Origin of the sequence: Flavobacterium sp. CFBP9031, assembly GCF_034044945.1 — a bacterium.
In the GTDB taxonomy this organism is placed as follows: domain Bacteria; phylum Bacteroidota; class Bacteroidia; order Flavobacteriales; family Flavobacteriaceae; genus Flavobacterium.
The window spans coordinates 284,910-306,530 of sequence record NZ_JAXCWF010000001.1 but is presented as its reverse complement, the minus strand read 5'-3'; the positions used below and the strand labels follow the sequence as shown (position 1 = coordinate 306,530).

The window sequence follows — 21,621 nt, the reverse complement described above, 5'->3', positions numbered from 1 at the left end:
AAATGAATCACGGAGCTAAATCTATCCGACCTTTTATAGGTGCTAAGAACTTTGAAATCTCAAGAAGTTTTTATCGCGATTTAGGATTTGAAGAAACGGTTTTAGAATCTAATTTTTCGGTTTTTAAAACGGGAGAAATCGCTTTTTATCTTCAAGATTACTACGATAAAAATTGGATTGAAAATACTATGATTTTTCTGGAAGTGGATAATGTCGAACGGTATTACAGCGAACTTTTAGCTCTAAATCTTCCTTCAAAATATGAAGGAGTAAAACTGACTCCAATAAAATATTTAGATTGGGGAAGCGAATGTTTTTTGCACGATCCGTCTGGAGTTTTATGGCATTTTGGGAAATTCAAGCAATAATTTTTTCTCACTCAAAAACCTTGTTCTCCATTTCATAAATGGCTTCTCAATTATTTGATGTAGCAGATATGCGGCTCCTACACAAGTAATAATGCAAATTAGCATTGAAAATGTACTACTTGTATCAATGTTTAAAGAAGCGAGAAATTCCTGAGTAATATGAATAATTCCTTTGTGCGTTAAATATATTCCATACGAAAGCCCTGCAATAAAAGTAGTTTTTTTAGAATTCCATTTGTATAAAACGCTTTCAGGAGATATTGCGCCCATAACCACAAATCCATAGCCGAGCCCAATTACCGGAAATCCGAAAAGTGATGCGTAAAAAGATCTTTCTTCAATGCAAAGAATATAAGCACCAAACAATATTAGAAGTCCAATTATAAGTAAAAGATTTCCGTATTTTGAGATTTTTTTCCAAAATTCAGGTAGAAATTGATAAAAGGCAGCAATTGCAACCCCAATCAAAAGTCCGTCCAAGCGATTGTATGTTGGGTAGTAAATATACTTGTACCAATAAAGCCAAGAATTATCATTTTCAATAAGTGGAATATATAATCTTTCCCAGCTATAAAATCGAAAAACAAATCCTAACAAGATAAAGGTAAGCAGCAACCAATAGGATTTGCTGAAGAATTTCGTGTTGAGCAAAAAGTACAGAAATAGAGGTAAAAGAAGATAAAAATGTTCTTCTACACAAAGTGACCAAGCATGAGAAAATGTACCAAAATCTTGAAGGTTTAAATCGAAATTTTGAGTAAAAGTGAGTAGCTTCCATAAAGGAGGAAGCGCTTCTCTTTCTCTAAAAAAAGGAAAAAGATAATAGATCGCTGTCACGAACCAAAAAGCAGGAAGAATTCTAAAAAAGCGTTTTACAAAAAAGTCTTTAAACGAAATTTCGATGCCATTTTTAATTTGAAAAAACAGCTGAGAAGAAATTAGAAAACCGCTTAAAACAAAAAACAAATCGACTCCTGTCCAGCCAAATTTAGCAATTGCAGGAAGCCATTCTGGGTAATCAAAAACAGGAACTTGATAATGAAATAAAAAAACAAAACAGATTGCAAAAGCACGTAAATGATCTAGGCCGTAAAGTTTTTTATCCACCGTTGTAAGTTTGTATAATTTGGTTATTTTGAACCCAAAGGTAGATGTATTTGTAAAGCTTAAAACTCGAAAATAGAAGTTTTATTAACAAAATTTATTCTGGTTTTAAGTAATTTATCTCAATCCAAAATCTCCCAAAACACGAGTAGTATTTTTACGCTGATACCAGTCATTGTAAACCAATTCGATACTTTTTACATCAAATTCTCCGAAATCATAATCACGAAATTTTGCTGCTATTTCTATTAGTTTTTTCGGATCGTGGAGCTTTTCCTGAAAACGCATTATAGTTGAATGCGCTGTCGATATAGAATAACGGCTATCTATGCTTTGCTGTAATCCGGAATTTTTGAAATTTTCGCGAAGTCTGTTTCTTAAATTATTCAAGGTTTCATCACTTGGAAAACCTTGAATCATAATTGCCGAAGGGGAAGCAGTTATACCTTTAAAATGAATTTTGATTTTCTCCACATCTACAAGACTTCTGCAGATTACCTCGATATATTCGTTTGGCGAAATTTGATCTAATGTAAAAGCTGAAGAACAAGAAATAATCGACATAACGGTAATATGAATGTCTGAATCTGGGTAAAAATATTGCTCAGGTTCTGCTTTTTTTAATTCATTAATGAAAGTCTGAATATTAGCTTTAATTTCATCATTTGGGCGAATAAGTAACGTGATTCCAAAACGAGAATCAGATTCGTTTTTAAGTTCAGAATCAATAGAATATTTGCCTGCTGAAATAATTTCAGAAGATGTTTTGTAAAGCTGGTCGTAATGTTTGGTTAAATTCATTGTGGTTTATTTCTTTTTTGCTTTTTCCAGATTTTCTTTGACTCTAAATTTGACAATTTCAGTAATCAAGTCATAAGGCATTGCTTCTTTTAAAGGAAATTGAACAGAGCCTTTTCCTGATTTGTATTTAGAAAGTTTTTCTGCAAAAGCTACGTGTCCGCTTGGTAATGCATAAAGTCCAATATGTTTTTTAAAAGCCGCAAAATAAACTACAATTCCGTTCTGTTCAAAAGCTGGCATCGAATAACTGATTTTTTCTTTGGCATCTGGCGCCGCCTTCTGAATCGTCATTCTTACTTTTTCCAAAATTTCTTGTACATCATTAGGAAATGCTCCAATGTATTCGTCTATATTTTCGGGTTTCTTTGTTTCCATTTTTTTTTATTTTTTCAAGTTCCTATTGGAGTACAAAATTTAAAAAGTGTCTTTCATTTTTACCGCAAAGAACGCTAAGATTTTTTAGTAAGAGTTCTAAACAGAATGTATATTTTAAGTTCGCAAAGCTTTGTGAACTTTTCATTTTAATGATTCTCAAAAAAAACTTCGCGCACTTTGCGTAAACCTTTGCGTTCTTTGCGGTTAAAACAAAGATTACGCTAGTCCCTTTGGAAAACGATCTAATACCAAATTCAATTGTAAATTATGCTCTAAATAAGCTTTTGCTCCAGCCAAAACCAAAGTAAAACCTTCAGTCGAATTACGAACCTGATCAATAATTTTATCGGTGTCTCCATGAAAACCAGAATTGGTGACACTCACAAAAGTTTCATTTTCATTCAGCGGACTAAAAACCCATTCTACCAAAGTGATTTCATCTGGATTTCCCCATTCAATTACAATCTTTTTGTTTTCTTGAAGAACAAGTGTAGTAACCGAAAGCGAAAAGCCATACATTTCCCAAGTCCATTCTGTTTTTTTATTTTCTTCTAATTTTCCAGATCCCTTTGTAAACCAAAATTTACTTGTAATATGAGGATCAATAAAAGCCTGAAAAACTTCTGAAACAGGTTTTCTTATCAGCATTTCGGCCTTTGCATATTTGTTGTTTTCTGTTTTCATTTTTGTTGGTGAGATGTTATTTGTGAATTGTAAAATGTAAAAAAAGCTTCGTTTGTCATTTCGACGAAGAAGAAATCACACCCGATGATCTACAACGATTGGCGACATTCTGTAACGAGCTTCATGTGTGATTCCTTGTTCCTCGGAATGACAAGATTAGGTTTAAAACTGATACTTTTTTCGAAGCTCTAATTTAATAAAAAAAATCCACACAAGTTTTTGGACTTATATGGATTATAATCTAAAATCTACTCTCTAATTGTAGTTTTATCATGCAGAGCGATTTCGGCAATTTCATCTTTTCGTTTAAAACTTACACCTTTATGCTTTTGCATATATTTGATGAGATCATTTGCTGCTTTTACCATTTGCGGAGTCCCTCCAATACGGTCATGAAAACTAATTGACATTTGTCGGCGTTGTGTCTCACTTTCAGCGTATAATTGGTCAAATTCCATTTTAACTTGTTGGAAGAATTGATCTGCCGAAAAGTTTTTCCCTTCAATCAAAACAATATCATTACATCTAAGCGTATAAGGGACGACTGCAAAATCTTTATTTTTTATCTGAATAATAAAAGGTTCATCACGGCTAAGATCATCGATATGATATTTAAAACCAAGTTCCTGTAAAATATCCAGAGTATTTTGTCCTCGGCGTAACCAGTTGGCATTGTAACCAACAGGAGTAAAGCCTGTGACTTTTTTTATGGCATCGACACCGTCTTTTATAAACTTTTTTTCTTCGTCATACGGCATGGTGTATTGCGTGCTCCAGCTCATTCCGTGTGCGGCAGCTTCGTGGCCTCTTTGTACAATTTCTTTAGCCAGTTCGGGATTTTTTAAAACGGCGGTTCCAACCATGTGCGAAGTTACTTTTACGCCCAATTTGTCCCAATTATCAAGCATACGCGGAATGCCTTCTTTATATCCATATTCGTACCAGGTTGCAGAAGGAAGATCAATAAAACCTTTTTGTATATTTTGCGGAAACGGACTTTCGGCATTTTGAGGCTGTCCGCCAGCTTCAAATTGCATTGAGATCGAAACCACTAATCTAGAACCATCTGCCCATTTTGTTTTTTGTGGGACGAAAAGAGGTACATTTTTCGAAACTTCCGAAAAAGTTTCAATGGGATTCATCATGCCAACCATTCCTATTATTCCAGTTTGTTTAATAAAATTTCTTCTTGAGCTCATGCTGTTTATTTTTTAATTAAAGTATCAATTGCCCAGCTGTTGTAATCTGCAAAATGCAAAAGCAAAGCAAAAAAAGCGATGTGAATTAATTGTGACGGAATAGATTCCCAGTTCTCAATCATCGAAGTGCCAAACAACAAGATGAGCATAACGATTGCTCCGGCAATTAAGGATGGTTTAGTAAAGATGCCTAATAATAAGAAAAGACCAATTGTAAATTCGGCTATAGGAAGAATGTAACTAAATGGTGTTACGATGATTTTTGGTAGCATCGAATTTTCAAAACTGCCAACCATCCAATTGCTGAAAGTTGCAAGTTTTGGCAAACGGACTAATCCGTGGCCAAACATACTGATGGCGATTGCAATACGTAATAATAAAAATGAGGTTGTTTCCATATTGATGTGATTTTATAGTACAAAGTTGCAGATAACGACTTTTATAAATTTGTACAATCATTGGAATAATTTGTATTTTTGGAAGATGGAAATTAGAAACTTACACCGTCCTTTTGAACTTCAGTTTTTAGAAGTTTTGGAATATGAACCGAAAGAACGTAAAAATACTTTCTTTGAAATGGTGTTTGTTCTAGAAGGAAAAGGAACTCAAATTATCAACGATCACCGACTGCCGTATAGTAGTGATAAGTTTTTCTTGATTTTTCCTCAAGATACACATAGTTTTGAAGTCACTGAGAAAACGAAATTTTTCTTTATACGCTTTAATGACAGTTATCTTAAAACACAAAACAGCGATTGGATTCAGAAATTGGAGTTTATTTTCCATAACCACAATCATATGCCGGGCTGTATTTTAAAAACTATAATCGACAAACCTTTAATAAGAGCCATGATAGAAGCGCTTATTAGAGAAGAAAAAAGCCAGTTTCCGCAGCAGCAAGAAGTTATAAAGCAAATTCTAAATACGATTATAACAATAGCAGCGAGAAATATTTCGCTTATGGCTCCTCTTAGTATAAATGAAGTTAATGCAGTGCCAAGTTTGGATTTATTGAATTATGTTCATCAAAATATTTATCGTCCCGATCAATTAAGGGCATCGAATATGGCGTCAGCATTTAATATTTCGCCCAAATATATAAGTGAGTATTTTAAAACCAAAACGGGGCAAAGTATACAGGAATATACAATCGCGTACAAAATAAAACTAATTGAAACACGACTGAAATATACCAATATGCAAATCAATGAGATTGTATATGAATTTGGTTTTAGCGATGCAAGTCACTTGAATCGACTGTTTAAAAAACATAACGGAGTAAATCCAAGTGACTATAAAAAGCAGTTTAAAAATGTTGATAGAGTGTAACGCTGAAAACTAAGATTGTGCTTTGTCAATCCATTTTCCGACAGTTGGCGCAGTGTAATTTTGCATTTGATGCAATAAATCATCAATCGAATCACTAACTAAAAGCATTTTCTGATTAACCTCTTTCAGTAAACCTTTTTCGGTCATGGTTTGCAGTAATGCGATAAGTGAATCGTAAAAACCATTTATGTTTAAAATAGCGATTGGTTTTTTATGCAAACCTAATTGCGCCCAAGTCAGCATTTCAAAAAGTTCTTCTAGTGTTCCAAATCCTCCAGGAAGTGCAATTACGCCATCGCATAAATCGTTCATTTTGGTTTTTCTTTCGTGCATGCTTTCTACCAAAACTAATTCGGTTAAACCTAAATGAGCAATTTCTTTTGATCTTAAAAAGTTTGGAAGCACACCGATCACTTTTCCGCCAGCGTTTAAAGCGCCGTCTGCTACAGCGCCCATCAAGCCGACATTTGCACCCCCATAAACTAATTCTATATCTTGTTCGGCTAATGCCTTTCCAACTAAAATCGCTTGTTCTTCGTAAATTTTTTCAGTGCCAAAACTAGAAGCACAGAAAACGGTTATTCTTTTCATTTTTGTTTTTTTTAATTTTGAGAAGTAAGAAGCAAGAGGTAAGATAATTTAGAAGGTCAAAATCTTTCCTCTTGCTTCTTATTTCAAGTCTCATTCTTTCTTCAATTCATATTCAAAATACGGCACATCGGCACCATTAACAGTAAATGTCAGTTCATTGATTTTTTCTGCTCCGAGTTTTAAAACAGCTTTTTGCGAACGGAAATTTTCTGATCCAATATGAAAAAGTACTGAATTAACATGCTGAAAAGCATAATCAATCATTAATTTTTTGTTTGATTTATTATATGGTCCGCCCCAATATTTTCTAGTAATAAAAGTGTAGCCAATTCCAATGCTCGATTTTTCTGGATTGTAATCGTAGAAACTCGTTGTTCCCATAATTTCGTTGGTTTGTTTATCGAGAATTAAGAACGGACTTTTTGTAATAATGATATCAAAATAAGTTCTAAAACCTTCTCTTGTATATCGGTCTTTTACAGGATTTTGTTCCCAGATCAATGGGTCAGAAGCTGCTTCAAATAATGCTTCAAAATGTTTTTCTTCTAACGGAATTAACTGTGAGATTTCATTTTCTAAGAAATCGGGCTGTAGATTGAAGTTTGATATTTCCATTTTTTTGTTTTTTTATGATTAGTTTTTGCCTAATTAGACAGAATGTTAAAAATAAAGCAAGAAATAAAATCTGCTATAATCAGCAAAATCTGCGTGAAATAAAAAAATCAAATCTGCTTAATCTGAACACAAGAAACGTTTTCCATTTTTATCTCTTTTCCTATTTTCTTTAATAATCCAGTTTTAGAATCTCTTTTAAAAACAACAACATTGCTAGTCAATACATTTGATGCTACTAAAAATTTTCCGCTTTCGTCAAGGGCAAAAATTCTAGGATGTTTTCCTAAAGTAGACTGATAGCCAATGCTTTTAAGCAAACCGTTTTCGTCAATAGAGAAAATCGCAATATTGTTTTCTTTTCCGCGATTTGTAGCATATAAAAATTTACCATCAGGTGAAATATGAATATCAGAGCTTTCAAAACCTTCTTTTATTTTATCGGAATGCGTCGCAATACGCTGAATTTTATTTAAAACACCATTTTCGTAATTGTAGACGCTTATTTGTCCAGCCATTTCTTCAATACAATATCCCCACTTTTGATTTGGGTGAAAAGTTAAATGTCTTGGACCAGCTTCTAAATCGGTTTTCGTAAACGGATTTTTAGTTTCTGTTAAAGGCTTTTTTAGATTTTCATCAAAAGCATAACAGCGTATTTTATCTGCTCCTAAGTCGGGTAAAAACAAATAATCGCCTTGTGGAGAAAATACTGCTGAATGTACATGAGATCTAGTTTGTCTGTCTTTATTTACGCTTCCGTCCATGTATTGAAAATTCTGAGCAATCGAATCGATTTTACCGTTTTCCAAGAGCGGATAAACCGAAACGCTTCCTTCGGTATAGTTGGCGTTGGCCAGCCATTTTCCGTTTTTATGCACGCTGACATAAACAGGATTTTCGCCACCACTTCGCTGACTGTTTAAAAAAGTCAATGTTTTTGCTGACGGATTAAATTCAAAACTGCTTACGCTTCCTGCATTTGGAGTTTTGGTGTCTGTACAAGCATAAACATATTTCCCGTTTGGCGATACCGTTAAATAAGACGGATTCACAATATTCTTAACCGAAGTAAATTTGGTCAATTTCCCGCTCAATGTATCCAATTGATAAACTTGAATAGCTTCAGCTGTTTTATCACGATTATAAGATCCTAAAAATACATAGGTATTTTGGGCGAATAGATTTATTGTTAATAGAAAGATAATTGCGAAATAGTATATTTTTGGTTTCATTTTTTGGTTTCAGGTTTCAAGTTTCAAGTGTTGTGCTCGTTGTCAGGCTGAGCGAAGTCGAAGCCCAAGTGCTAATTGGAACGCCCTTCGACTTCGCTCAGGGTGACATTACAGTTATCAATTAACAATTAACAATTAACAATTAACAATTCATAATTAATTAACCCCTTTCCACCACTGTTTAAACTCTTGTTTATCATTTTTCAATTCAACAATTTCGCCAATCATTGGTGTTATTAATGGAACTGGATTTTCTGAATTTGCATTTAATTCAGTCACTTTATTTAAAGGTTCATCCCAAGAATGTAGCGATAAAGCAAATTTTGATGAGTGCACCGGAAATACGCGTTTTGCTTTCAGGTCTTTCATTGCTTTTATTACATCTTCAGGCATATTATGAATGTATTTCCATTTTTCATTGTATTGACCGTTATCCAATAAAGCGATGTCAAAAGGCCCATATTTTTCACCAATTGCAGCAAAATGAGAATCGTAACCGCTGTCGCCTCCCAAATACATCTTAAAATCTTTAGTTTCCAAAACAAAAGAAGTCCAAAGCGTATTGCATCTTTTAAAACTTCTGCCAGAAAAATGTCTTGAAGGCGTAGTATGAATCGTCAGATTTTCATCTAATTTGATGGTGCTGTACCAATCTTTTTCGATAATCTTTTCTGATGGAAATCCCCAAAACTCAAAATGTGAACCCACTCCAAGAGCCGTGATAATCTTTTTTGTTTTAGGTTTTAATTTTAAAATCGTATCGTAATCCAAATGATCATAATGATCGTGTGTAATCAATAAATAATCAATTTCTGGAAGATCATCAACGGAATAAATATCAGAACCTTTGAAAGATTTTGTTGTGCCAGGAATAGGAGAAGCGTTTCCGCTAAAAACGGGATCAATTAAAAATCGTTTTCCTTCCAACTGAATAAAATAAGACGAATGTCCAAACCAAACTAAAATATCCTGATAAAGAGGAAGTTCATGCAAATTGGTTTTTATAGACGGAATCAAATCGGTTGGAATTTTTCTTTCTACTTTTTTGAAGAAAAATTCAAACAAAACCCCAGCCATACTTTCTCCTTCTGCAAGATCGGGTGTAAAAGATTGATTTTCGAATTTTCCGTTTTTATATTGAGGAGAATTTTGAATCAAAGTTAATCTTTCGCCAGAAGGAGCTTTTCCAAATTTTGGATGCTCAAGAAATCTGTAAAGGGCAAATAGTATTAAAAATGCTAGAATTAAGAATGTAATCATTTTATTTTGAGGGATATAATTTTTGAGTGTATTGTTTAGAAAGCAAAATTATCTTTTTTAAGATTTCGATATCGACATCAGCTAATTTTTTGATGTAAATGCAAGCTTTCGAAGAGGTGTGTTTTCCTAGTTTCGATAAAAGTTCTTCTCTTTTTTCTTCTGGTAAATAGAAATAAACGGTCAATGCTGTTTTTCTTGGCGAAAATCCAGCTAATGGTGCATCGCCTTCATGTCCGCTGTCATATTTATAATGATAACTTCCAAAACCAATAATGCTAGGTCCCCACATTTTGGGTTCAAAGCCTGTTGTTTCCTCTATTATTTTAAGAAGTTCAAAAGCATCGTTTCTTTTAGCTTCATTTTCGACAGCGTTAATAAAATCAGTAACACTGTTTTGAGTTTCTGTAGTTTTATTTTTTGCCATTTTGTTTACTTTTTACTTAATAAATTGCTTTTTAGAAGGATGTTTTTGATTTTGAATTCAGAAGCATAAAACAAATTGGCATCTTCGGGCATTTGATTTTCTAGAATAATCAGACTAACATCACTTTCTGGGAAATACAAATTTACGCCAGAAAATCCGTCTCCTAAGCCTGTATGTCCAAGATATTTAACTGATTCTTCTTCTACAATTCGAATTCCGTATCCATAAGGCTTTTTTTCTTTTCCGAAGAAATTATGCTGAGATAAAATGGTGTTTTTAGTTAATAACTGATACGATTCGGGCTTTAATATTTTTCCTTTATGAAGATTATTGTTCCAAATAGCAAGATCAGAAACGGTTGAAATAATGCCGTCTGCACCTAAAGTTTCATCTGTAATTTGTCTTGTGGTATCAGTCTCCAGCTGATTTTTTACATTATAATAACCCGTTGCCAGATTTTGTTCTTTATCTTTTGAATAACAAAAAGTGTGATTCATTTTTAATTTCTTAAAAAGCGATTCGGCAACTTCTGTATAACTTTTTTTAGAGCTGAATTCGACAATTTTTGCGACCAGATTAAAACTTAGATTTCCGTATTTAAAATCGGTTCCCGGTTTAAAAGCCAATGGTTTTTGTAAATCGATAATTCCGTGCGAGTGGTTTAAAAGCTGATGAACTGTTACAGAATCGGCCCAAGTTTGTGTCAGTTCTGGTAAATACTTTTTGATTGGCGTATTCAAATCTACTTTTCCTTTTTCTACTTCCAACAAAAGCAAAACGGCGGCAATTAATTTACTGTTGGACATGATTTCAAATTGGGTATTCATTTTCAAAGGTGTTCTAGTTTCAAAATTAGAAAAGCCTTGCGCTTTAGAATACAATGTTTTTCCATTTTGAGAAATCAAAACCACACCATTAAATTTTGGATTAGAATTTTGAAGTATACTGTCGATACTTTTTTTATAATCCTCTTTTTTCTGTGCCGATGAATTGCAAGAAGTGAAAATTAGAATTGTTAATAAGGAAATTTTGGCGATGAAGTTCATTTGATTGTTAGTGGTGAATTTTTTAAGGGTTCAATTTTCAATTCTCGGTTTTCACGTTTTGTAGGTAACTTGAAACCTGAAACGTGAAACAAAAATTAAAACATTCCATTTGTATTAATAGAATCTTTTGGAACGGGTTGGCCTAAATCCCAGAATTCCACGATTTTGTCGTCTTTGAATTTTAGAATATGCACAACGGCAAAACCAATGTCTGAAGGCGTTTGTTTAAGATGTGAATGCACAGCAACCAAGTTTCCATCTTCTAAAACATGATGAATTTTAAAAATCTTATTCGGATTTGTTCTAGCAGATTCTTCCATGGCAAGCATTAAGGTATCTGCATCGCCTTTGAAGTAGGCGTTGTGATGTTTGAAATTCTTTCCGACATATAATCGAAAACCTTCGTGAGAATGTCCTTTTGCTGCCAGTTTCAGGAAGTTTTTAGCGATTTCTTTCTTAGTCATGATTCAAGATTTAAAAGCAAACTAAGTTATGAAATAAAGTGCTACAAATTTTGTAGAAAAGAAAAGGAAATTTATAAAATTAAATGGCTTCCGATTTGATTTTGCTAAGATCAATACCAAGTTGAGCAAATTCTTTTTCACCCAATTCTGTTATGTAAAAATGCTTCTCTTCGGGATTATTTTTGGCAATCCATTTTTTGTCGGCAAAAGTTTCTAGAAGCAATTCTCCCAATTTACCCCCAAGATGTTCATAGCATTTTTTGGCTGGTTTTATCTTTTTTTGATTTTCCATGATTTCATTTTTTTACAGCAACTTTAGAAGCTAAATACGCCATTGGAATATAAGCAAAAACTAAATCGACTAAACCAAACCAAAGAGGAGTAGGTAAAGTGAAAATTGTAACAAGACCACCAAATAAAAAGAAACCTCCAATGCCGAAAGCCAGTTTTGTTTTGTGTGTAATTGCAGCAATAGCGGTTGTCAATGCTCCTGCAAAAGTTCCGAGTGCGTGCGCCAAAAATGGGAAAAGAAAATGCTTTGGCTCAAATAAATGCATGTTTGCTTTTAAACCTTCAGCAGTAGTAACGTCTGCACCATTTGGCGCTGGAATTATAGAGCTGCTTACTAAAATGATGCTCATGTTGACAATACTGCCAATAACAAGACCTGCAATTACAGCCAAAGTATTTCTTAAAAATGGATTCATGATTTTCGTTTTTTACCTAACGAATGTATGAAAAATAAAACAATTAGTTAAACGATTGCCTGAATTCTAAAGGGGAAGTGTTGGTCTTTGTTTTAAATAATTTACTAAAGGATTGCTGGTGCTCAAAACCCAGTTCAAATGCAATTTCGCTGATAGATAGAGTAGTAGTTGAAAGCTTTTCTTTTGCCTTTTCAATCAATTTATTATGAATATGCTGTTGCGTGCTTTGACCCGTATGCGTTTTTAATAATGCGCTGAGATAATTGGGAGAAACATTTAGGTTTTCGGCAATAAATTGAACTGTTGGAATCCCTTTTTGTTTTAAAGTGTCGTCGGTAAAATAGTCTTCCAAAAGTTTTTCTAATCGTGCGAGAATCTGATGACTGCTTATTTTTCGGGTAATAAATTGTCTGTTGTAAAATCGTTCTGCATACGTGAGAAACAATTCAATTTGTGCAATAATAACGTCTTGACTGAATTTATCGATATTGGATTGGTATTCCTGCTGAATATTTTTGATAATATCAATGAGCATATTCTCTTCTTTATCAGAAAGATGTAGCGCTTCATTGACCGCGTAACCAAAGTAGTCGTATTGTTTGATTTTGTGAGCAAGCGGCGTATTCCAAAGAAAATCAGGATGAATCAATAATGACCATCCTGTGTGTTGCATTTCGGCATTTCCTTCAATAGAAAAAACTTGTCCTGGCGAAAGAAAAATTAAAACACCTTCTTTAAAATCGTATTCCTGTTGGCCATATCGCATTTTTGCGTTGGCATTTCTTTTTAAAGCAATCGAATAAAAATCCAGCATTAAGCTTTTTGGTTCTTCGTTATTTAGATATTTTAAATCTTCAAAATTGTAAACGCTTACCAAAGGATGTTCGGGTTTTGGCAAATCTCTAAAATCATGAAATTCGCTTATTGTCTTAAATCGAAGTGGTTGCTGATTGGCCATACTACAAGGTAATTAATTTTGATTGAAAACAGCAATAAATTCTTTTGCATAATCTGCCAGTTTTGTTTTTCCTAAAACGGCAGGTCGATTTTGGTAATAATCTTCACTTAGCAAACCACTGTAAAGTGCAGCATACATTTCTACCAAACCTTGTGCTATTTTGGGCTGCATCCCAACAGCAATTAATCCGTTTAGTGTTTCCTCGTCAGATATTAATTTCCACTTCAAATCTGGATTTCCGATGGCATCGCCTAAAATTTTTGCCGTTTCATCTCCAGAAACTTCTTCGCTCGCAACATAACGTATTTTTTTTCCGTCAAGCGGAGTTGTAAGTTCTTCTGCAATTGCTTCGGCTATATCGTTTGGAGAAACCCACGGAATCAATTGGTCCGCTCCATAATTAGCAGCTATAATGGCTTGGTTTTTAATCATCGGGATATAAGCCAACAAATTGTAGTAAAAAGAAGTTGGACGCATAAAGGTAATCGAGACATTTGAAAGTTTGTTCAGAACCGCTTCGATTTCATTATAACGCTGAATAATTCCAGAACCTTGTTCTAAATGTGCGCCAATACTGCTTAAAAATACTACTCGTTTTACGCCAGATTTTGCGATCGCTTCTGCATAATTATTTCCAATTTTACGAGTAAAAGCATCTAAATCGAGATTCGGATCAAAATAGTTCGCGCGTGGAATCATGCAATATACGGCATTTGCTCCTGTAAAAGTTTGAGCCAAAAAATCGACATCATTTACAGATCCAATTGCGGCTTGAGCTCCAAGATTTTCGATTTCCGATTTTCTTTCACTACTGCTTGTAATTATTGTAATTTGATGGTTTTCTTTTAATAAAGCTTTCGCTAAAGGCTTGCTAATGTTCCCTAGAGAACCTGTAATTATAAGTTTCATACTATTATTTTTTTGTTGATACAAAGTTGCGAAGCATTAGCAAAATAGATTTAGCCAAATCTATGATTGACGTAGTCTAAAATAATAGTATGAAATGTGGTTTTATTTTTCGGATAATTTTCTTTCGGTTTCAATTTGGGGTTTTCCTGTAGCATTTGGCAGACCTTTTCTTGTTTCAATTAGTTTTTTCAAACTATTCTCAATGTAATTGGTCCATCCTGCTTTGCAAACTTCAAAACATTCATATTCTGGCACTAACCCCACATGTGTAAAATTGAGTTTCGTTTTGTCATTTTCTTTCGAAATATCAAAAACAGCAGTAGTATTGGTCCATTCTGTATCGTCTTGGGTGAAGCTGAAATAGTTTTCTTCAATAAGCCAAACGATTTTCTGATTCGGAATTACTTCAATCAGTTTTATTTTACAACGGTGAACGTCTTCATAATGGTATTTAAATTCGTCTCCTTGGTTGGCTGTTTTTCCTTCAATTTCTTCAGACCACCAGCCGCGAACGTTTTGTATGGCTTTAAAAACTTCTTCTGGCGATTGACTGACAAGTATTGTTGTGGTAAAATCTTGAGTATTCATAATCAATTGACTTTTAAATTAGTAAAGTAAATTTACAATCTAAAAATCAATTGGTTAAGGTGTTTAAAAGACAATCTTAAGGGGTGTTTCAGACAAGAAAAATTATTAAGCATTTTCGGTTAATAAGACTACACTAATTATGATTCCGAAAAAAACAATGATGCTTAACAAACCAATCAAAGTGACTCTCCATCCTCCAAAAGTTTCACCTCCATTTTGAATATGTTTTTGAATATTCTGTTCTTGGAATTTTTTCAAAAAATAAGAAGAGACCGTTAAATAAAGTAACGGAAAAAGGAAACTAGGAAAATTATCTGGAATAATAAAAATAAGCGGAATAATTGCAATCATGGATATGATGGTTATAATCCAAGTGTTTTTGGCTTTTTCAAAGTCATTAAAAACTTTAAAATTTTCTGAAATGCAATACCCAGCAACTAATGGACCAGCAAAAAATGTTCCTATTCTTATGGCTTTTTCTGAGTATATTTTTTCTGTTGGGATTTCTTCAAAAACTGATTTTTCTGCATTATTTTCTAGTTCCATTTTTTATAAAGTAAAATTTAAGGTTTATAGTATTGCTTTAATTTTTTGAGGAATTTTATTTAAAAGCTCAAAATGTATTGACATAACATTTTCTAGCTCCAATGTTCCGCCTAGAATAATCATTTCTTTATGCGTAAAACGTTTTCCAAGTCGGTCTTCCAGCATAATTTTTTCCATGCTTTGTGCAATTTCAATTTCATGCAAGAATTCATTCGGATGACCCGCTGTGCAAAGTACAAGACCGTACGGAATGGTTTTCATTTTTCTAGCCGTTTCGCTTTGTCCGTACGCATATCCAACAGAGTAAACACGATCAAACCAACCTTTTAATTTTGCAGGACAATCGCTCCACCAAACAGGGTACAGAAAAATAATGCAGTCTGCTTTTTCTATTTTTTCTTGTTCTGCTAAAACATCTGTAGAAATAGGAAGTTCTGTTTTGGCAAAACCTTCTCGTTCGTATTCTTCCTCAGACATATCACCCACAAAATTAGACGCATATAAATCGGAGATTTCTACATTCCATTTTTCAGTATTCAAGACTAGTTTCAATCTTTCTAAAACTTGAAAAGTGTACGATTTTTTGCTCGGATGTGCGTAAACAATTAGAATGTTCATTTTCAGATTTTTTAGATTTATAATTGTTTTGAAATTTCAATCTGATTTACACGAAAATACAAATTAAATCGAAATGAAATTATTCTTCAGAAAATTCTAAAATATCGCCGGGCTGGCAATCAAGAACTTTACAGATAGCTTCTAGCGTACTGAAACGAATTGCTTTTGCTTTGCCAGTTTTTAGAATGGAAAGATTAGACAAGGTTAAATCTACTTTTTCTGAAAGTTCGTTTAATGACATTTTTCGCTTTGCCAACATGACGTCTAAATTTACTATAATGGGCATAATTTTTTGTTTAAATAGTTAAGTCAATTTCAGATTGAATTTCGATTCCTCTTTTAAAAATCTGTCCTACCACAAACATTACAATGGCCATAAATATCCAAATGCTGTGGCCTTCAAGATTAAGTGATTCCAAAGAAGGAAGTTTTACGCCTTTAATAATTAACCAATTGTTGAATTTGAAGGCCCAGAAGGAAAACAAACCAATTCCGAAAGCGAGATAAGAAAGATAAGATATAAAACGCCCCATTTCGGCAGTAAAAGGCTGTTCGATGTTTAGTTTTTTCTCATGCAACATTTTTACAATCAGATAAAACATAATGGCTTTTAAGATGGCCACAATGCTGATAAAACATATTTCTTGAATATAAAAACTAGGACTGTAATTATATAAGTCAAGCAAATGAAGAAAACGAGCATTATAGGAGTTTATCGTCATAGTATAAATTCCGTTAAAAAGATACATACCAGCTTCTACACATAAGCCAATAAAAATAATCCATGATAAGATATTCAGGATTTTTAGAATCTGCGGTGTTCCAATTTTAATTTCCATGCTATTCAAGATTATAAGTTATGCTGCTAAAATAATAAAAATTTATTGATAAACAATAAATAAATAGTTTTTATCAAAAAAAAAGCTTCAACATTAAAATTTGCTGAAGCTGTGGTATTCTGTTTTTAAAATTATGTTAGCGAAGCATTTTCTTTTCGTTTTCAAGCATTTTTTCGATGTTAAAATAAATACCGTCTACATTATAAACGCCTTTCTCGAAGCTCAGATAATCGCAATTATCAACGAGCGATTGTCCTTTAGATTCAATTTCAAAAAGATTGAGCAAAATGTATTCGTGTTCGACCATTATGACATGAAAACCAGTTTCGCATTTTTTTCCGTCGCCAGAAGAAAGTATGACATTCATAATGCTGTGAAATCTAAAAGAAGCAATTTTTGCAGATGCTTCGTCTCCTTTTAAGTGATAAACGTAAGTAAGGAAATTGAGCTGTTTTAAGTCAAATGGGAATTCGCTTAAGGTATGATTGGACAATTTGATTATTTCATCGTAATCTGAAGCTTCGAGTTCTTCTTTGTCATAATATTTGCGAAGCTGTTCCTCGTCTGGCGATTTCCAAAAGGCATTGTATTTGGGTTGAAAAACATAGCCTAAATACAAATGGCGGTATTCGTCATACGATAAAAGCGTATCATTTTTCGTGAGTCTTTCCATTAATTTAGGATAGAAAAATTTTGAATTTTTGTCGTTGATTTCTTTTTCGATGGATTTATAATCTGGAGTTGTAAAACCAATTTCTTGTGAATGCACTTGAATTCCGAAGCAAAAAATAAGAAGGATAAAAATTTGTTTTAGCATGATGTGGTGTGTTTTTGGTTGTAGTTCTGATCTTACTAATGTACAAATTATATAAGAACAAAAGTGTTCTTATGGATGCCAGATGCGTGAAGGATGAGAGCGGCATCTCCCGATTTAGAAAAACAAGGCTTTTTAGCCGTAGTTTTTGTTAATCGGGAATATAGCGGACAGCCTGACCCGGAGGGACACGCCCTAGTAAGTAAGAATTTTATTTTCTACATTATTCGGTAATCCATTTTCCTTTTTCTTTTGCAATATCGATTGCTTTCTGACCGCGTTCTGTCATTAAATTTTGCTGAATCATACGTTCGGCTCTTTCAATATTGGGTTTGCTCCATTTGCTGGTTTTCGGATTTCGGTGTGAGAAGGTAAGATAATAGCTTTCGGCATCGCGTTTTTTGCAGAGACTGTCAATCCAACCAAAACAAAGTGCTTCTTCGGTTGCTTCGATTAAATTTACGCTTTCTGTCTGACTTTTTTTATGATATAAGATTAACCAAACCGATTTTTCTGTCTGGCTATTTGTCTCAAGCCAATTGCGCCAATCTTGTCTATTTTGGGCATAAACGGCTAATTTTCCATCTTTAGTTTCCATTTTTTTAGTTTTATTTTATAAAGGTAAAATGCCTTTGTGACAACAGTATGTCAGTAGTAAAATTAAAGATAAAATATTGAAAATTAGATAATTGATTTTTTTAAAGTGGCTTTATTCGAAGCAGTTCGCCTTTTCGTTTGACAATGTTTTTATAATCCCATTGAATTTCTCTGCTTTTTTCTAGCCAGCGTTTTAAGTCTTGTTCGTTTATTTGATTGCTATTTGTGTAGCGCATTTCGGCAGCTTTAAACGAACCTTCGTTTTGAAGTTTTTCTTCGTCAAAAGATTGTCCGCTCCAGAAAAGCAATCGAACTGAATCTTTTAATTTGCTATAACCCACAACCGGATTTCCGTCTAGGAACCAAACAGGATGCGCATGCCAGATTTTGCTTTCGGCATCAGAAAGATTTTCATTTATAATCGCCAAAAGAAGATCGCAGATTTCTTTGTTTTCTGCTGTCTGAGAATTGTTGTAATCTTGAATCTGGCTCATGTCTTCAGCATTTTAGGGTTATTTTACTTCTTTGGTCAACTCAAATAAAATATAAGTTCCGTTGCTCGAATTTCCTCTCGATTTTTCTACAAATCCCTTTTTTCCATAAAATTCAACTGCTTTAATGTTGCTTGTAAGGCATTTTAGGGTAATTGGAAATGAGGTTTTTAAGATGGCTGCTTTTAATAATTCTGTACCAAGATTTTTTCCTTGATGTTTAACATCAACGTAAAGATGATGAATGAAATTGTTAGGCATCCAGATCGAAATAAATCCGACCGGAATATTGTTTACAAGAGCCGCTAAAATATATTCGCCTTGTGTTTGCTTGTCAAAATCGTCTAATTCAAATTCTGACAGATCTTGTTCTGTAAATGTGCGCCGTCTTTCGTTTAAGAATAATTCTCTTAAATGAGGTAAATCGCTATCTCTTGATTCTCTTATGATCGTCATTTTAGAAATTGCATTTATTGTTCTTCAAGTATAGAATTTCCTTTAGATAAATCTCCAGAAGTCCATTGCCACGTTTCTTGAAGCCTAATTTTTCCGCTTGCTAAAATTTCAGGTTTAGAAGTGCAGAAACCAGTCATTAATTCGCCTTTTTCATTCACTTGATGATATCTCATTTCGATATTTCCCGCGCCGTCAACCAAACCAATTAAATGACCTTTAACGATTTTTCCTCCAGAATATTCAGAAGTTAAAATGTTTCCTTCCTGTATATAATGAAATGCAGTTTCACTAGAGGTTTCTCCGTTTTCGCTGTTGCTTACAGGTTTGAAGATTTTGTTATTGTAATTAATCATTTTTGATAGTTTAATCTTTTCGATTCAAATCGGTAATTAGTAAAGGATTATTTTCTTTTAGCTTATTTACTAATTCTTCCACCCTTTCTGGATTTTCTTTAATGTTTTCATATTCAGCAGAAGTTATGCCGACGATTTGTAAAAATGAAACTTCGCCGTGTGGCGTTTGTTTTTTAGGAACTTCCAGATCATTCACAAAAATTAATGCCGTAATATCGGTTTCAGTGTCCAGACGAATTGGTCCGTTTGCTGGCATGTAATGAAACTCTTCAAACCAATTTCCACTGTCAAATACATATTTAGCTATATTTTGGAGCAAAGCCACAGCCCAGCTCGGATTTCCGCTATCGGCTTCATAAGGTTTTAATCTAAAAGTAAGTTCAAATCCCCATTTGCTAAATTCTCCATCTGCTTTTTCTTCATTATAATACAATTCAGAAAAACCGTAAGTAATAAAATGGTAATGATCTTCTTGATTTTTGCTTTCGTAATAGCTTACACCATCAAGCGGATGTTCTCCGCCAAGCATATAACTAATTGCTGGAGCAAAATGTTTGGGTTCCTGATTCGGATAAAGGCGTTCAAATTCTTTATCAATTTCTAACCAGCCAACAGCGTCATCTTCGGTAAATTCTTTTTTGTATTGTTCTAATTCCATTTCTAGTAAAACTTATTTTTACACTAAAATAAGTCTTTTTCTAACTATTAGTTTCGACACATTAAAAAAAAATCCGATTTGATTTCGCAAATCGGATTTTGATGTATTTATTGCTGTTGCAATTTTTTCATGAATTCATTTGAAGCCTGTTCCAAAGCTTTAAAATAGTTTCCTTTTTTAAGTTCGGGAATAGAGTAGGTGCTGATTATGTTTTGTGTGTCTTCAGCATTTAACTTGTATTTTATAAAATCGACGCTTAAGACCTGAATTTGCCTTAATGTTTTACTCACAACAATTAGAAGAGTTGGATCTAATCGCGGGTCTTTTGATAAAAATTTGTCAAGATCTACTGCAAATTCGTCAAAAGATTTAAAAGGTTCAACAGAAGGAGTTGTTATGACTACAATTTTGTAAAGGTGTTTTTTTTCGAAAGCGTTAAGGGTAGTGTTTAACGATTGAAGTTCTGCTGGTTTTAATACTTTTTCGAAGTCGTTTACACAGTCTGTAGATTGAGAAAAAGTGCTTTTTAAACGGGAAGCAAAATCGGTGTCGGTTTTGGTTTGGGCAGATAAAACTGAAGATAACAGTATAAGCGTAAAGAATAATTTTTTCATTCTATGGCATGTTAGATTTGGTGCTGCAAAAGTAGCACATTCTTTATTGTAAACAGATGAAAAAATGATCAGTTTTGATTTTAAAATGAAAAAATATTCTTTTTTGAGAAGCAGTTTATCAAATAAAAATCCGATCTACTTTTGGTAAATCGGATTTTGAAATTTTTTATTGAAATAAAGGTATTAGATGATCCCATTTGAGTTCTTTGGCAAAATCTAAAGCTGTTTTTCCGCTATTGGTTTTTGCCTTTGCATTTGCGCCAGCTTTTAAAATGAGTTCTACAGAAGTTTGATTTCCAGCAATAGCTTCACGATGCAAAAAAGTGTAGCCTAAATCGTCTTGCGCTTCTATTTCTTCTGGATTGTTTTTTAAGAATTCGATTAGACTTTCTTTCATATTGATACTCATTGGATGCTCTATCAAGTTTTCTGGTTTTTCTTTCTGATTTGTAACAACCAGAATATCATTGTAATCTCCAAACTCTAAGCCCCAAGCATCGTCATGGTCTTTTCTTTCGTCTTCGTCCATTTCTGAGCGCATGGCGTGTATCGTAAAAGCCCCGTATGTTTTTCCTTGGCTTGCAAATAACCAATCACTGATTTGATTGATCGGAATTGCAATCTCGTCTCCATTATTAACATTGGTTAGATCATTGGGATCATTTACTAAAATCCCGTATATCATTTCGCCGTCAAAGTTTACGTCGTTAATCCACATATGTTCTACGATAGTTTCGTCGTCTATATCTTGAGTGAAAGCCAATTTTACACAAGCAACATCCAATCCTGGAACTATTCTTCTGTATTCCCAAGATAATTCTCTCCAGAAATATTTAAAGGTTTCTTGTGCTCTTTTATAAGCTTCGATCATTTTTGGATTTTCTCCGTCGGCGTAGAATATTTTTGTTTCTTCCATAAAAAAGGATATTTATAATGATTTATAAAAGTAATCTTTTTATGACTTTAAGGAAAATGATATTT

General features: G+C 33.5%; 32 protein-coding genes. 2 read left to right on the top strand and 30 right to left on the bottom strand.

Annotation, left to right across the window (positions count from 1 at the left end):
* Window positions 1-2 precede the first annotated feature (2 nt).
* Complete coding sequence (locus SOM12_RS01340) at window positions 3-368, top strand: glyoxalase (protein ID WP_320492126.1); 366 nt, start codon at window positions 3-5, stop codon at window positions 366-368.
* Here SOM12_RS01340 and SOM12_RS01335 read toward each other — a convergent pair.
* The 6 genes from SOM12_RS01335 to SOM12_RS01310 form a co-directional block, all read right to left on the bottom strand.
* Window positions 339-1,475 (bottom strand): acyltransferase, encoded by a 1,137-nt coding sequence (locus SOM12_RS01335; RefSeq protein ID WP_320492125.1) that lies wholly within the window; start codon window positions 1,473-1,475, stop codon window positions 339-341. The two genes, SOM12_RS01340 and SOM12_RS01335, sit on opposite strands and share 30 nt — an antisense overlap.
* A gap of 114 nt (window positions 1,476-1,589) precedes the next feature.
* Complete coding sequence (locus SOM12_RS01330; RefSeq protein WP_320492124.1) at window positions 1,590-2,273, bottom strand: 2'-5' RNA ligase family protein; 684 nt, start codon at window positions 2,271-2,273, stop codon at window positions 1,590-1,592.
* A gap of 6 nt (window positions 2,274-2,279) precedes the next feature.
* Window positions 2,280-2,648, bottom strand: a complete 369-nt coding sequence (locus SOM12_RS01325) for an iron chaperone (RefSeq protein WP_320492123.1) — start codon at window positions 2,646-2,648, stop codon at window positions 2,280-2,282.
* Window positions 2,649-2,864: 216 nt separating this feature from the next.
* A complete protein-coding gene (locus tag SOM12_RS01320; RefSeq protein ID WP_320492122.1) occupies window positions 2,865-3,332 on the bottom strand; it encodes an SRPBCC family protein in 468 nt (155 codons plus the stop codon).
* 248 nt (window positions 3,333-3,580) lie between these two features.
* Window positions 3,581-4,531 carry a polysaccharide deacetylase family protein gene (locus SOM12_RS01315; RefSeq protein WP_320492121.1) on the bottom strand — a complete coding sequence of 317 codons (951 nt, stop codon included), beginning with the start codon at window positions 4,529-4,531 and terminating at the stop codon, window positions 3,581-3,583.
* 5 nt (window positions 4,532-4,536) lie between these two features.
* A complete protein-coding gene (locus tag SOM12_RS01310) occupies window positions 4,537-4,929 on the bottom strand; it encodes a DoxX family protein (protein ID WP_320492120.1) in 393 nt (130 codons plus the stop codon).
* 85 nt (window positions 4,930-5,014) lie between these two features.
* Between SOM12_RS01310 and SOM12_RS01305 the strand changes: the two genes are divergently transcribed.
* Entirely contained in the window at window positions 5,015-5,860 is an 846-nt protein-coding gene (locus SOM12_RS01305) for an AraC family transcriptional regulator (protein WP_320492119.1), read from the top strand.
* A gap of 9 nt (window positions 5,861-5,869) precedes the next feature.
* Here SOM12_RS01305 and SOM12_RS01300 read toward each other — a convergent pair whose 3' ends face one another.
* The 24 genes from SOM12_RS01300 to SOM12_RS01185 form a co-directional block, all read right to left on the bottom strand.
* Complete coding sequence (locus SOM12_RS01300) at window positions 5,870-6,451, bottom strand: TIGR00730 family Rossman fold protein (protein ID WP_320492118.1); 582 nt, start codon at window positions 6,449-6,451, stop codon at window positions 5,870-5,872.
* Between the two features lie 90 nt (window positions 6,452-6,541).
* Complete coding sequence (locus SOM12_RS01295) at window positions 6,542-7,066, bottom strand: GNAT family N-acetyltransferase (protein ID WP_320492117.1); 525 nt, start codon at window positions 7,064-7,066, stop codon at window positions 6,542-6,544.
* A 107-nt stretch (window positions 7,067-7,173) separates the two neighbouring features.
* On the bottom strand, window positions 7,174-8,298 hold the full coding sequence (locus tag SOM12_RS01290; RefSeq protein ID WP_320492116.1) for a lactonase family protein: 1,125 nt from the start codon (window positions 8,296-8,298) through the stop codon (window positions 7,174-7,176).
* Window positions 8,299-8,454: 156 nt separating this feature from the next.
* Complete coding sequence (locus SOM12_RS01285; RefSeq protein WP_320492115.1) at window positions 8,455-9,558, bottom strand: MBL fold metallo-hydrolase; 1,104 nt, start codon at window positions 9,556-9,558, stop codon at window positions 8,455-8,457.
* A 1-nt stretch (window position 9,559) separates the two neighbouring features.
* The gene (locus SOM12_RS01280; protein WP_095928854.1) at window positions 9,560-9,982 is read right to left on the bottom strand and encodes a DUF1801 domain-containing protein; all 423 of its coding nucleotides are present in this window, start codon (window positions 9,980-9,982) and stop codon (window positions 9,560-9,562) included.
* 5 nt (window positions 9,983-9,987) lie between these two features.
* A complete protein-coding gene (locus SOM12_RS01275) occupies window positions 9,988-11,028 on the bottom strand; it encodes a serine hydrolase domain-containing protein (protein WP_320492114.1) in 1,041 nt (346 codons plus the stop codon).
* A gap of 95 nt (window positions 11,029-11,123) precedes the next feature.
* Window positions 11,124-11,492, bottom strand: coding sequence for a nuclear transport factor 2 family protein (locus SOM12_RS01270; protein ID WP_095928852.1), 369 nt, complete (start codon window positions 11,490-11,492; stop codon window positions 11,124-11,126).
* A gap of 79 nt (window positions 11,493-11,571) precedes the next feature.
* On the bottom strand, window positions 11,572-11,784 hold the full coding sequence (locus SOM12_RS01265; protein WP_095928851.1) for an ArsR family transcriptional regulator: 213 nt from the start codon (window positions 11,782-11,784) through the stop codon (window positions 11,572-11,574).
* A gap of 4 nt (window positions 11,785-11,788) precedes the next feature.
* Window positions 11,789-12,199 (bottom strand): hypothetical protein, encoded by a 411-nt coding sequence (locus tag SOM12_RS01260; RefSeq protein WP_320492113.1) that lies wholly within the window; start codon window positions 12,197-12,199, stop codon window positions 11,789-11,791.
* Between the two features lie 43 nt (window positions 12,200-12,242).
* Window positions 12,243-13,157, bottom strand: coding sequence for a helix-turn-helix domain-containing protein (locus SOM12_RS01255; protein ID WP_095928849.1), 915 nt, complete (start codon window positions 13,155-13,157; stop codon window positions 12,243-12,245).
* Between the two features lie 12 nt (window positions 13,158-13,169).
* Window positions 13,170-14,066, bottom strand: a complete 897-nt coding sequence (locus tag SOM12_RS01250; protein ID WP_320492112.1) for an NmrA family NAD(P)-binding protein — start codon at window positions 14,064-14,066, stop codon at window positions 13,170-13,172.
* A 102-nt stretch (window positions 14,067-14,168) separates the two neighbouring features.
* Complete coding sequence (locus SOM12_RS01245; protein WP_320492111.1) at window positions 14,169-14,654, bottom strand: SRPBCC domain-containing protein; 486 nt, start codon at window positions 14,652-14,654, stop codon at window positions 14,169-14,171.
* Between the two features lie 105 nt (window positions 14,655-14,759).
* Complete coding sequence (locus SOM12_RS01240; protein WP_095928846.1) at window positions 14,760-15,200, bottom strand: hypothetical protein; 441 nt, start codon at window positions 15,198-15,200, stop codon at window positions 14,760-14,762.
* A gap of 24 nt (window positions 15,201-15,224) precedes the next feature.
* Window positions 15,225-15,818: an NAD(P)H-dependent oxidoreductase gene (locus SOM12_RS01235; protein ID WP_320492110.1), complete on the bottom strand. Its 594-nt coding sequence runs from the start codon at window positions 15,816-15,818 to the stop codon at window positions 15,225-15,227.
* A 79-nt stretch (window positions 15,819-15,897) separates the two neighbouring features.
* Window positions 15,898-16,104: a helix-turn-helix transcriptional regulator gene (locus SOM12_RS01230; protein ID WP_320492109.1), complete on the bottom strand. Its 207-nt coding sequence runs from the start codon at window positions 16,102-16,104 to the stop codon at window positions 15,898-15,900.
* Window positions 16,105-16,114: 10 nt separating this feature from the next.
* Window positions 16,115-16,657, bottom strand: a complete 543-nt coding sequence (locus SOM12_RS01225; RefSeq protein WP_320492108.1) for a DUF2975 domain-containing protein — start codon at window positions 16,655-16,657, stop codon at window positions 16,115-16,117.
* A gap of 136 nt (window positions 16,658-16,793) precedes the next feature.
* Window positions 16,794-17,474 (bottom strand): DUF4919 domain-containing protein, encoded by a 681-nt coding sequence (locus tag SOM12_RS01220; protein WP_095928843.1) that lies wholly within the window; start codon window positions 17,472-17,474, stop codon window positions 16,794-16,796.
* A gap of 220 nt (window positions 17,475-17,694) precedes the next feature.
* Window positions 17,695-18,069 carry a hypothetical protein gene (locus SOM12_RS01215; protein ID WP_320492107.1) on the bottom strand — a complete coding sequence of 125 codons (375 nt, stop codon included), beginning with the start codon at window positions 18,067-18,069 and terminating at the stop codon, window positions 17,695-17,697.
* A 100-nt stretch (window positions 18,070-18,169) separates the two neighbouring features.
* The gene (locus SOM12_RS01210) at window positions 18,170-18,562 is read right to left on the bottom strand and encodes a DUF1801 domain-containing protein (protein WP_320492106.1); all 393 of its coding nucleotides are present in this window, start codon (window positions 18,560-18,562) and stop codon (window positions 18,170-18,172) included.
* Between the two features lie 18 nt (window positions 18,563-18,580).
* Window positions 18,581-19,015, bottom strand: coding sequence for a GNAT family N-acetyltransferase (locus SOM12_RS01205; protein WP_320492105.1), 435 nt, complete (start codon window positions 19,013-19,015; stop codon window positions 18,581-18,583).
* Between the two features lie 14 nt (window positions 19,016-19,029).
* Entirely contained in the window at window positions 19,030-19,368 is a 339-nt protein-coding gene (locus SOM12_RS01200; RefSeq protein ID WP_320492104.1) for a n-acetylglutamate synthase, read from the bottom strand.
* Window positions 19,369-19,378: 10 nt separating this feature from the next.
* The gene (locus tag SOM12_RS01195) at window positions 19,379-20,026 is read right to left on the bottom strand and encodes a suppressor of fused domain protein (RefSeq protein WP_320492103.1); all 648 of its coding nucleotides are present in this window, start codon (window positions 20,024-20,026) and stop codon (window positions 19,379-19,381) included.
* A 107-nt stretch (window positions 20,027-20,133) separates the two neighbouring features.
* Window positions 20,134-20,640 carry a TPM domain-containing protein gene (locus SOM12_RS01190; RefSeq protein WP_250836821.1) on the bottom strand — a complete coding sequence of 169 codons (507 nt, stop codon included), beginning with the start codon at window positions 20,638-20,640 and terminating at the stop codon, window positions 20,134-20,136.
* Between the two features lie 166 nt (window positions 20,641-20,806).
* Window positions 20,807-21,556, bottom strand: a complete 750-nt coding sequence (locus SOM12_RS01185) for a DUF2314 domain-containing protein (protein WP_320492102.1) — start codon at window positions 21,554-21,556, stop codon at window positions 20,807-20,809.
* Window positions 21,557-21,621 lie beyond the last annotated feature (65 nt).